The organism is Streptomyces noursei ATCC 11455, assembly GCF_001704275.1.
Taxonomy (GTDB): Bacteria; Actinomycetota; Actinomycetes; order Streptomycetales; family Streptomycetaceae; genus Streptomyces; species Streptomyces noursei.
Genome location: NZ_CP011533.1, coordinates 9,711,733 through 9,723,454 on the forward strand (window position 1 = coordinate 9,711,733; position 11,722 = coordinate 9,723,454).

Sequence of the window (11,722 nt, forward strand, 5' to 3'; positions counted from 1 at the left end):
CTGAAACGGCATGTCGATGCGCGCACCATCTATGTCGGCGTACTACCCTCCTCGCCTGCGTTATCGCTGCTCAGGGACGGATCACGTCAATTCGGCGCGGTCGCAGCGAGGGGTTTCGGGAGAGTCGACCGATCGGGGGCGAAGTGAAGGACCGAGGCGAGAGTTTCCCCTTGGGGAATGTGGCGCCGGGGGAACCGCTAACGGCTGGCGAGATCGTTCGCTCAAGGCGTTTGGCGCTGGGGTACAGCCAAGAAGAAGCCGCCCTGCGCTTCGGGGCCTCTCCGAGGTGGTGGAGCGGCATCGAGAACGGAGCCCACATCACGGCAGGCGCCGCGGTTGCACTCCAGCACTTCCTTAAAATGCCCCGGGAGGACGCCGACCAGTTCTTCGGGCTGGTGAACGGCAGTGTGCGGTTCTTTAAAGGTATCCGGGACGTGGGACTAGACAGCGTGACGCGAAGCTGGGTATCGGCGCATGTAGCCCCTCTCCGGGAGCCAACGGTCTTGCTGGACGGGGGGTGGAACCTCCTCCACTGCAATGCGGCCTGGGCAGCACTGTTTGGCGACTTCCCGCCACACCCGACAGATCACCCGCTCGACAACCCTGTGCGCTTCATGCTCTTCCACCCGCGTGCACAGGAAGTCTTTCTGAATTGGGAACAAGGGTGGGTCTTTACCATCCTGTGTCAGTTCGCTCACCACTATCATCTCAATCACGACAATCCGGAGCTCCGGCACATGCGCCAGAGAATCAGCGAGAGTGATGTTCTAGAGAGACTCTTTACCGTGGACGTGCGAAAGGAGCTCACCACTCATGGGCTCGACCGGATATACGCATCAGATGGAGAAGTGCGGGAAATCTACGTACCGGGGAAGGGAGAAATGCAGTGCCGCTTGACGACCTGCATTCCATGGCACGGACGTTGGGTTGGATACCAGGCATGCAAGCTCAGTAGTGTCATCAAGGGGCAACCTCTAGTGGATTTGCCACCCAGTATCTACGAGAGTGATGCCACCGTGCCCAATGGCCTGAAGATCGCGTCGGAAGCTGTCGATAGTGCCTCCGGCAATCACCCGCCGCAAGCGCGCGCTGGATACCAAAAGGATCGAGACCGTGCAATAGCTGTTCGGCTAACACAAGGTCTTCGATATCCAGACGTGGCCGTCACTGTAGGTCAGATTCTGCGCTACTACCGCGAGCTACCCCCGAAAATCCCGCAAAACAGGATCCGCCACGTAACGCCGCTCAAGATTTCTGATCGAAAGTACCGGGACCTGGAGTCTGACACTGCGCTTCCCCAGCTCGACATGTTGCCCACGATTAAAGAGGCTTTGAAGATCCCTACATCTGTAACCCGTCTCTTGCATCGGATGATCAGCGGTGGGCATCCACCCACGATCGGAGTCCGTGGAGGCGCAGAGTTCGAGAGCCAGGCCCGGGTCTGGGCGCGAGAATTTATAGATGACGCCGTCCAGCCGATCCCGTCTTCCCTCGAAGACGGACAGTGGAACGTTATTGCGCATAACGCGGCCTATGCAGCCCTCTTTAGTCATGCTGCAGACAACGAGAACCACCCCACGAAAAGTTCGTTCCGCTACGTCATGTTCCATGAAGATGCACGGCACACTCTTGCGAATTGGCACGAGGAATGGCTTGTGCCATCGCTCATCGAGTTCGGCGCAAAGCTCATATCTCACGGGGATGACTGGCACCCCGAACTTGCACAGATGTACGAAGAGGTGCGCCAAGACCCTCTCCTGTGGGACACATTCAATGGGCGAGTGAGGGCAGAGCTGCGTAACGGTGGAATGGATTCCGGATTTCTAATCGACGGTGGGATTCGAGGCTTCAACCTACCCACGGCCGAATATGACCCAAGTAAGCCAGCGGAAAACCGGAAGCGCTACCCGGTTCTCATCACCTCTTCCTCGCCACTGCATATGTTCGTGAACTACGGCGGACAGGCGTTCAGCGCGCAAGTGCTCGAAGAATCAGGGCCCTTCGGAGAATTGGCGCCAGTACGGCAACTTCCCATAGTTCCAGGTTTCACGGCCCGCCCCGGAGGTCTGCTTGCAACCGCAGGATGACCAGTCAAACGGGCACCCTCATCCATAGAACATCGCATTCCCTTGCCCAAGAGCCGGGCAGTCCTGACACAGGGCTGCACACGTGAGAGCCGAGCAGAGGTTGAGGACCGCTGAGCTCCACGTCGCTGACCGATCATCATCGGATGCCGCGGCCGCCGTGGGCCATCGACCAACCGATCAGCGTGCTGGCCGATGCGGGTGCCCCTGCCCCCGGGGGCAAATCGAAGACTGCTGCCCGCCAACTCGGCGCTCGCGGCCTGCCCGCCTGCGGTGGCTCGGGTGTGCTGCTCGATGCGCGGGCGTTGCTGCCGTTCGTCCTCGTACCGTCTCGGGCCACCTCGATTGAGCAGGTGGGATGGTCGCGCCGGCTCAGGACGGGACGAGCTCTGCTGGCCCGTGGTCGAGCGAGTGCGCGCCGTCGAGGAGCGGGCCGAGGTCTGCACCGGCCCGGCCATCACACTCCACGAGACTCGTCGGGCTGAACCGCCAAGCTGGAAGCGGTGGGCGCGGTCCGCCCTCTCAGAGCCACATGGCCATAGCTGTCTCGTAGAAGGCCGGATCTTCGGCGACTTGGGTAATTGAGGTGGTCGCGGTCGGACTGTGCCGGGGGATGGCTATGCGCTGTATCGACTGTACCGAGCCCGCGGCCCCTCGGGGCCGCTGCAAGAGCTAATCGCCGGACGACACCAGCATCAACCTCCTGTTCTCATACTCAATCACAAGCATTTCGACTGGCGAAATTTCATGCAGCGGAGCGCATTCGGCGTCAAATTTCTCCAGGCGAAGAACCATCCTCATTTCCCGGCTGCAGCGTTGTGCAACCTCCGCATCGCTGGTCGACTCAGTGGCGTCACGGTCCGCGTAGCCCTCGGCAGCGTGGATATGTCAATTCTGAAGCTCGCAGGGTACGGAACGCTCGGGAACCTGTTTCACATTCTCGTCCGGACGGCGCAGTCGCTTCTTTGAAGTGAGGAAAGCGGCCAGTTCTGGGATCGACAGGGGGCCGATTGCGCAAGTTCCCTCTACCGCGAGTGCGATCAGCTCTTTGCGTCATCGTGCTACACAGCCGCTGACGCGGACACGGAGGTCCCATGAATTCCCGATGGCTCCGCAACGCAGCCACAGCCGCGGTCACTGCTGGCCTCATGACCGCCGGCACTGTGGTCGTGGCCACCCCCGCCACCGCCGCGAACGGGTCGATATGCGGCGGCTTCATAGAAGCCGTCAAGGACCATGGAAACATTCAGGGCGCCACGATGGGGAGGGTGACCACTAGCGCGCTGAACTTGCGTACGCGTCCATACGACTGGGCCAGCTCCAAAGGAATTCTGTACAAAAAGCCGAGCTTTTGGGCGTACTGCTCCACGGGCCATTGGCGTTGGGTCAAGATCGAGGTGCTCAACGGCCCATTGAAGGGCCAATATGGGTGGGTTGATCGCTGGTACACCTCGCTGTACTGAGCCATTCTGCACCACACCGTCTCTGTTCCGCACGCACTCGAAGGCCGGGGACGGCCGAGGAATTCCTCATGGTTCCCCGGCCAACTCCGCCCAGCTCGAATGCAGCCGTAGTACAAGCACCGCCACCGAGGTGAACGGTGGCGCGAGGTGGCTGGAGGCAGAGGACCGCGACCGAGCACGAGAGGTCGTCGGACGAACTGCCGGCACCTACATGCCTTGTGCCGCCAGCGCCACTGACACGAGACGGAAACACCGCGCCACCCCCCCATCCCGTGGACCACGGCACTTGAGCCGCCCTGTCCTCCACAACAACCCCACACTGGAGAGATCCATGAGTACGACAGCATCGCGTGCCGCCACGACCGGTCGCCGATCCCGCCTCCGGCGGCCGATCCTGACGGCAACGGCGGTCGCGCTGGGGACCGGCCTGATGTTCGCACCGTCGGCGCACGCCCTCGACAAGTGGGGACCGGGGTACACCGTCCCCAACGGGCAAGGAGGAGTCAGTCACTTCGGGGCCCTGGGCAAGCCGGGCAGCCTGTACCCGCACGCCGTCGCGCACGCCTACTGCGCCGATCCGTTCCTGGCCGGCCCGCGCAAGGGTGTTCACTACGGCCCGTTCACCCCGTTCAAGACCTGGACGTCCAAGGCGACAGGGGCCCAGGTCAGCCAGTCCGACCTCATGCGCGCCGCCTTCATTCTCAGCGACACCCACACGCCCTACGACGATCAGGCGGCAGCGGCGGACACTGCCATCACCACCTACCTCAACCGCGGCACAACCTACGCTTTCCCCGGCGGCCAGCGGGCCACCGAGCGCCTGAACTACCCCAACGTGCCGGCGTCCGTGAAGACTCTGGCCACCAGGTACATGAACCTGGCCGAGAGGTACGCCGGGCCCTACCGGGTCAACATCCACACCCTCAGCGGCACCGTCACGCCCGGCAAGCAGGTGCCGATCAGTGTGGACGTCACCTCCGCAACCGGTCACCGTCTGCCCCACGTAACGCTGAACTTGAAGGCCAGCGGCGCCTCGACCGCAGCTACCCGCGTCACCACCGACGACGCAGGAACTGCCCGAACCACCCTGATAGCCAGCAAGGCCGGCGCGATCGACCTGACTGCCCGCGCCGGAGTGCTGCCCAGCACCACGCTGTACGCGCAGCTCCCCGACACCCCCGACGCCCAGCGCCTGGTCGTCACCGGTGGCCGCTCCTCGGCCACGGCGACCGCGCATCTGAAGGCCACCGCCACCGGGGGCACACTGCAGGTCGTCAAGATCGCGGCCGACTCCCACACGGTGATGGGCGACGTCAACTTCGCGCTCAAGGACAGCCGCGGCGCCACCGTCGCGCAGGGCATGACCGACTCCCACGGCATCTGGAAGGCAGATGGGATCCCGGCCGGCCGCTACACCCTTCACGAGGTCAAGGCGGCCCCCGGCTACCAGCTCGCCCCGGACCGCGCGGTGACCATCGGTGACCTGGTGCCCGGCCAAGTCACCATCACCGACACCAAGATCGCGGAGCAGCCCGCGCCGCGGCCGCGCCCGATCGTGATCCACGAGCTGCCGCAGACCGGCGCCTGACCTAACAGGTACTCCCCAAGTCCGCAGCGGCGGGCGAGCACGCCCCCAGCACGCCCGCCCGCCGCTGCACTGCCTGCCGACCCTGGCCCACACACGCTGGACGGACAGCATGCCCGAACAACCCCACGTTCCGCCGGACGCATCCCCTGCCGGCGACACACCGTCACCCCGTAGCCGCAGGCGCCGCAACACAGCGATCACCGTGGCCATCACCGCGGCCGCCGCAGTGGCCCTGGGCGCGGCGCTCGCAGTGCCACACGCCAACGGCCAGTCGACGGCCGCCCCGTCAACTGCCACGCAGCACTCTGCCGCGTCCCGGCCCTCGACCTCTGCTACCAGCACCCCGGCCTCCGCCTCGTCGACTGACCGAACCAACACATCAGCCGACGAGGCGCACCGCATCCTGCGCAACTGGGGCGCGGCAAATCCCGCCGGTGCCGGTCGACATGCCGTCGGCACCGAGCCGGCCGCCGGGGTTGCAGGCCACATCCAGGAGATTCTGCGCATCCCCGCACTCGGGAATGCATGGGCGCAGCCGATCTACGAAGGAACCGGATCAGCGCAACTCCACTCAGGTGTAGGGCACTTTGAAGGGACGGAGGAGCCCGGCCAGATCGGCAATTTTGCCGTAGCCGGACACCGCAGCGGGGTGAGCGCCCCGCCCTTCAGAGACGTTGACCGCATCACGGTGGGCTCGCATATCAACGTCACGACCGCCCACCGCGTCACCTACATCTACACAGTCACGAAGGTCGTCACCGTTCCGCCCAGCGCGGTCGGCTACCTCGGGCAGGTGCCTGGCCACCCTGACGCCACACCCACCCAGCCGGAGATGACGATCGTCACCTGCTGGCCGGCCCTGGGACATTCAAAACGCACCATCATCGTCGCCGCCCTCACCGCCAAGGGCGGCGGTCTATGATCCCCAACTCCTCGATCACAGCTGGCCAACCGGCCCTCGACGGGCACTGCTCGACGCCGTGCACGTCCGAAAGCAGCCCCCGAGCAGAGCGCGCGAACTCCCCGGCCTCCTCATGAGCCCACCGCGCCCTGCCCGCACCACCCTCCCCGCGATCACCCGCCATCGGCAACAAGGCGCCGCGCTCCACCAGATGAAGCGCCTCGGCGACCTTCTTCGCTCAGCGAAACAGCAGCCCAGCCTCCTTGGAGACACCGTTGTGATGTTGCCGCGAGCCCTGGTCCACTCTCCGACAGCACCAGCTGGCAGCAGACCCGCCCACGCATAGCCATAGGGCACTGCCCCGTGGCGTTGATGCGGACTGCACTGGTCTGGCCGAGATCGACTGCCCTCCCCCAAGGTGACCTCGGCTACAAGGGTGCCGCCGCCGCGTGTGGGAGGCGACGGCACCCCCTTCCCGCAGTTCCCACAACCAGCCAGGTCCGGGTGTGGCCGGCACGTCGACCTCGCCCTGACGACAGGCCAGCACCGCGGAGGAGACGAGATGCGCCGAGTCATCGCCGCTCTGCGAACCACCGACGCACTGGCCACCGCCATCGCCACCTACGGCATACCGCTGCTGGTGCTGACCACCACCGGTTCATCGACCCTGACCGGACTGGCCTTCGTCGTTGAATGGGGCCCACGTCTGACCGCCTACGCGATAGGCGGCTCCGCCCTCGATGCCTTCCGCACCATCACCCTGCTGCGCCTGACCTCCGTCACGCGCGCCGCCCTATTGACGGCCGCCGCGGCGACGCTGAGCGCCCTCGCCCCCGCCGGACCGGCAGCCACCGCCGTGGTGCTGGCAACCGGAGCGACCAGCGGGATCCTGGGCCAGATCTCCTTCATGGGCACCGAGACCCTCGGCGCCCATCTCACCCGCCAAGCCGCCCACGACGGGCACCGCATCCAAGCCTGCCAGGTCGCCATCGACCAGGCCGCTCTGCTGGCCGCACCCCTCCTGGGCAGCCTGCTGCTCCTTGCCAGTCCCCAAGCCCTCCTGGTCGCGGTAGCCCTTCTGTCTGCCCTCGCAGCCCTCACCACGACCCTTGTTCAGGACACCACCGCCGACGCGCCACCCCCGAAGCGCACAAGCGTGGTCGCAGGACTGGTCACCGGATACCGGACGGTGCGCGCCATCCCCGCGCTGACATGGCTCGTCATCGGGTTGATGGCCAGCAACTTCGCCGTCGGCGCCTTCCAGGCCAGCTCACCGATCACCTTGCTCGACACCTTCGGCCGCTCCTCCCTCCAGACCGGAGCTGTATGGAGCGCCGCCGGAGTGGCCTCGCTGGTGACCTTGAGCCTGTGCGGCCGCGCAGTCGACCGGTGGGGGCTCTGGCCTGTCGGCGCGGCCGCCGCCGCAGCGGCCTGCCTGGCGTGTCTGACCGCCGCAGTAGCCGGAACGTTCGCCCTCTATGCGGTAAGCGTCGCGGTGCTCATGGGCGCCGAAGGCGCCACCACCGTGGTGCTGCGGACACTACGCGCCCGGCTGATCCCACAAGACCTCTTCGGGGTGACGTTCGCCGCCACCGCTGTCCTGGTTGTCGTGCCGATGCCCGTAGCCGGCCTGATGGTCGCCGCGGTGCCTGCCCCCAGTTTGCCCGCGCTGCTGCTGGCCGCCGCCGCCCTCCAAGCCTTCGCCATGACCGCGGCGCTGATCGGCCTGTGGCGCCACCGCGACTCCTACACGCCACCAGCCCCCGCCTCGGCTTCTACCACCGGCAGACAGCGGCGGCTGTTCCCCCGGTGCCACACCCAGCACTCCACACCTTCAACAAATACCCGCCACCTGGAAGGAACTCCCTGATGCGCGCCATCACCTCTTCTTCGCGTCCGGTGCTCGTCGTCCTGGGCGCCGGCGATGCCGACATGCGCGCCTTCACCCTGGAGCAGATCGCCGCTACCCACCCCGTGCTGCTCATGGACACAGACCCGCCGGCCTGGGCCTGGCCCCACACCGCCGCCATGTGGGACATCGACCTGCGCGACCACGACGCCGTGGCGGCCGCGATCACGCAGCTGCACACGGACCGCGGAGTAGCCGGCGTGACGACCTACATGGAGCACCACGTCGAGCTCGCCGCGCGCTTGGCCGAGGACCTCGGCCTGCCCGGCGCGAACACGGCCGCGATGCACGCCTGCCGCGACAAAGCCCTCGCCCGCACCGTGTTCGCCGAACACGCCGTGCCCTCCGCGGCGTTCGCCGAGGTGCAGAACGAACAGGAGGCCGTCCGGCAGGCCAAGAAGGTGGGATACCCGGTCGTCGTCAAGCCCCGGGGAATGGCCGGGAGCATCGGAGTACTGCGAGCCGACACCCCTGACGAAGTCCGCCGCGCATTCGAGACCGCCTCTGAAGCGACCGTACTGGGACTGCACGACTACGCCGTGCGAGGCACCCTCGTGGAGGAGTACTTGCCCGGCCCGGAGATCAGTGTCGAATGCATCGTCCTAGGCGAGACCGACATACGAATCATCGCCGTCACCCGCAAGAGCCTAGGACCCGAACCACGGTTCGTGGAGGTCGGCCACCTGGTCGACGCCCATGACCCGCTCCGCAACGACCACACCATCGCCGAGGTGACCACGGCGGCCATCCGTTCCCTGGGCATACAACTGGGCGCAGTTCATGTGGAGTTGCGCCTGACCAAAGCCGGCCCCCGCGTGGTGGAGGTCAACGGCCGCCAAGCCGGCGACCTTATCCCGCTCCTGGTCCAGCTCGCCACCGGCATCAGCCTGCCCCGCGCGTCAGCAGAACTGGCACTGGGCCGCACCCCCGACCTCACCCCCACGCGCCAGGACGCCGCCGCCATCCGCTTCCTCTACTCCTCCACCGTCGGCCAGATCGAGCACCAGCGTCTCGACGACTCCCACACGCCCGAAGACGAGAACCCAGGCACCACCGACCAAAGCACGCTCCGGCAGACCAACATCTCCAGCTGGCTGGAGCGCATCGTGTGGACACGACAGGTCGGCGCCATCGTCGAAGACGGCCTGACCATAGAGGACCGCCTGGCCCACTGGGTCGTCACCGGCCCCAACATCGCCGCATGCGAGAACCGCCTGGCGGAGATGGACAAGCGCGTCACCTGCACCATCACCCCCCTCGCACCCTTCGCCAGCACGTGCGTGCGCTGACCGCCCGCCCGGAGCACAACACCATGAACGCGTCCAGCAACATCACCCCCGCACACCGCGCCCCGACCCCAAGCGCCATTGTCATCGTGGCGCCCACCAGCGCGGAACTCCCCACCTGCGCACGCCAGCACAACACCGCCATCGCCGTCCATCTCCCACCGCACGGGCTTCCGCTCACCCATGCCACCGAGCTCCCCCATGGCTGCCCCTACGCCGCGATCGTCCAGCACGTGAGCCTGCGGCGCACCTTCAAGGAACTCAACGCCCACCACGTCACCGCCGTCCTGGCCGGCAGCGCCCACGGCATCAATCTCGCCGAGCAGATCGCCGCAGCCCTTGGCCTGCCAACAAACGGCTCTAGCACCGCACACGCCCGCCAAGACCGGCACGAACAGGCCCAAGCCCTCCGACAGGCCGCCCTGCCGGCGCCGTGCGGCATGCGCACCACCAGCCTGACCACGGCCACCCGCTGGATGCGGTTCCTCCGCGCGACCGAGTACGTCCTGACACCGGCCAACACCTCCGTCGCGGGAGCCCGCATCTGCCGTAGCCCCGCCGACGTCCGCGTGGTCTGGCCGAGCCTGCAACGCACCGCTCGAAACCGCGGGGGAGGCAGCGACCTGGTCCTCCAAGAGCGCCTCGCCGGCCCACAATACGTGCTCCACACCCACACGCACCGCGACCTCGAAGGCGCCCCCACCCACACCGTCACCAGCCTGTGGGCCTCCACCCGCACCGCCAGCCTGCTGCCCGACCGCGACGACCAACTCGACCCCACCAACGCACTGGCGCGCTCCCTGACCCGCTACCTTCAACCCGTCCTGGACCGCCTCGGCGTCCGTACAGGACCCGCCCGGACCCGCATCGTCCTCACGCCCGACCGCGGCCCCATCCTGCTCTCCCTCCAAACCACCGCGGAGCCCCCGCCCACCGAGCACCGCGCCGGCCACCACACAACCCGCATCACTCTGATCGCCCCCGAGGACGCCGTCATCGACGGCCCCACCCTGCGAACACTGACCTGCCTGCCCACGGTCAGCGGCTTCACCCCCACCCTCACCCCCGGCGCACCCGTGACCCGCACCATCGACGCCGACACATCCCCCGGGGCCCTCACCCTGACCTCCGCCCACCCTCAGGCGATCACAGATGACCACCACACCATCCGCCGCGCCGAAGCCCGCGGCCTGTACCACCTCGCCCGGAGGCCCCGGTGAAACTCCTCGACGCCTGCCGCACCCGCCACAACCAACCCCCCCATCACATCCCCCTGCGCGTCCTGGAAGGCCAGCCCGCCCAGGACTTCCTCACCCATCGCTGGCCAGCGATGTACACACATGATCCCGACGCCACGCCGTATCAATCACCTCGATTCCTGCGCGCCTGGGCCTCCCTGCTGCCAGCCAATTCGGTTCCGCTCATCCTCGTCGCTGAGGGCCCCGCCCCCGCTGCCCTGGCCCTGACGCTGTCGCGCACCAGCGAGCGAGGGCAGCCCACCCGCATCCAACCGCTCGGCTCACCGCACGCGGAACAGGTGCGCCCCGTCGGGCCCGGTGCACACCACCCGGCCGTCGCCCACGCCCTGGCCCGCTACCTCGGAGCCGCCGCGAGCAGCGAGACCCACGTCGTCGTCCCCGACCTGCCCACCCACACCCACCTGGGCCACATCCTGCAGGCGCAGCCCGCCTGGCAGCACCGCACCGTCGACTACGCGACCGTCCCGCTCCCCGTCCAGTACGCCAACATGAGCCCCTCCACGCGGCGTGAGCACGCACGCCGGGAACGCACCTGGGCGCAACTGGCTGCCGACGGCAGGGTGCTCTACTCCCGGACTCGGACCCAGACTGAACTCGCCGCGGCCACCGCCATCGCCGAGCAACTGCACCAGCGCCGCTGGGCCGGACACCCCGTCCTCCACGATGCGGACCCCGGGGCTCTGCTTGAGGTGGTCCGCCGGATCGGCCCGCAGGAGGCACTCGTCGCCAGCCTCCGTCTGGATAACACTCCCGTGGCAGCCGCGGTCTGCCTTTATCGCGGCGACACCTGCTACTCGGTGCTACCCGCCATGGCACCCGACCATCCCGAGCTGGCATTCGGCCACGCGTTGACGCGCCTTCTCACCAATGATCTTGCCCGCAGCGGCTACCGCCGACTCGACCTCGGCCGCACCCTGCCCGACCCAGGGCAGCACCGCTACAAGACCGCATATTTGTGCGAGTGGACCACGACGCTGACAGCCGAGGCCGGAACATGGTGACCTCCGCTGCGCTCCACCCACGATGCCTGGCGTCGGCGGCGCTGAAACCTGCATCCCCGTGGGGCGCCCCGGCCCGGCCGACACCCGCATCGAGACAGATGCCCTCAACAACCACCCTCGTCGGCTCCGACTTATGCACCGCACGCAATTCCCCGGCAGGCCGACCACGGCCTGAACCCCGCACCCACCCGGCGGACGGCACGTCCGCACACATCTCAAGCGAGGCCCCCG

8 protein-coding genes are annotated in these 11,722 nt (G+C 67.1%); all 8 read left to right on the forward strand.

From position 1 onward, the window contains the following. The first annotated feature begins 179 nt into the window (after positions 1–179). The 8 genes from SNOUR_RS45750 (at position 180) to SNOUR_RS41595 (ending at position 11,491) form a co-directional block, all read left to right on the forward strand. Entirely contained in the window at positions 180–2,087 is a 1,908-nt protein-coding gene (locus SNOUR_RS45750) for a helix-turn-helix domain-containing protein (RefSeq protein ID WP_312635760.1), read from the forward strand. Between the two features lie 1,145 nt (positions 2,088–3,232). After that, on the forward strand, positions 3,233–3,547 hold the full coding sequence (locus SNOUR_RS46895) for a hypothetical protein (RefSeq protein WP_159425720.1): 315 nt from the start codon (positions 3,233–3,235) through the stop codon (positions 3,545–3,547). A 331-nt stretch (positions 3,548–3,878) separates the two neighbouring features. Continuing rightward, complete coding sequence (locus tag SNOUR_RS41570; RefSeq protein WP_159425719.1) at positions 3,879–5,135, forward strand: MSCRAMM family protein; 1,257 nt, start codon at positions 3,879–3,881, stop codon at positions 5,133–5,135. Positions 5,136–5,337: 202 nt separating this feature from the next. After that, complete coding sequence (locus tag SNOUR_RS44285; RefSeq protein WP_159425718.1) at positions 5,338–6,057, forward strand: sortase; 720 nt, start codon at positions 5,338–5,340, stop codon at positions 6,055–6,057. A gap of 541 nt (positions 6,058–6,598) precedes the next feature. Further along, a complete protein-coding gene (locus SNOUR_RS41580) occupies positions 6,599–7,906 on the forward strand; it encodes an MFS transporter (RefSeq protein ID WP_067342917.1) in 1,308 nt (435 codons plus the stop codon). After that, complete coding sequence (locus SNOUR_RS41585; RefSeq protein ID WP_067342915.1) at positions 7,906–9,234, forward strand: ATP-grasp domain-containing protein; 1,329 nt, start codon at positions 7,906–7,908, stop codon at positions 9,232–9,234. Before SNOUR_RS41580 ends, SNOUR_RS41585 begins: the two co-directional genes overlap by 1 nt. Continuing rightward, a complete protein-coding gene (locus SNOUR_RS41590) occupies positions 9,222–10,451 on the forward strand; it encodes a hypothetical protein (protein WP_159425717.1) in 1,230 nt (409 codons plus the stop codon). The genes SNOUR_RS41585 and SNOUR_RS41590 overlap by 13 nt, the downstream gene beginning before the upstream one ends. Beyond that, entirely contained in the window at positions 10,448–11,491 is a 1,044-nt protein-coding gene (locus SNOUR_RS41595; protein ID WP_067342912.1) for a GNAT family N-acetyltransferase, read from the forward strand. The genes SNOUR_RS41590 and SNOUR_RS41595 overlap by 4 nt, the downstream gene beginning before the upstream one ends. Positions 11,492–11,722: the final 231 nt, after the last annotated feature.

Excerpts from the sequence above, each read along its gene's own strand:
- SNOUR_RS46895 (WP_159425720.1), top strand. The coding sequence starts at position 3,233 with ATGACCGCCGGCACTGTGGTCGTGGCCACCCCCGCCACCGCCGCGAAC.
- SNOUR_RS41570 (WP_159425719.1), top strand. The coding sequence starts at position 3,879 with ATGAGTACGACAGCATCGCGTGCCGCCACGACCGGTCGCCGATCCCGC.
- SNOUR_RS41580 (WP_067342917.1), top strand. The coding sequence starts at position 6,599 with ATGCGCCGAGTCATCGCCGCTCTGCGAACCACCGACGCACTGGCCACC.
- SNOUR_RS41585 (WP_067342915.1), top strand. The coding sequence starts at position 7,906 with ATGCGCGCCATCACCTCTTCTTCGCGTCCGGTGCTCGTCGTCCTGGGC.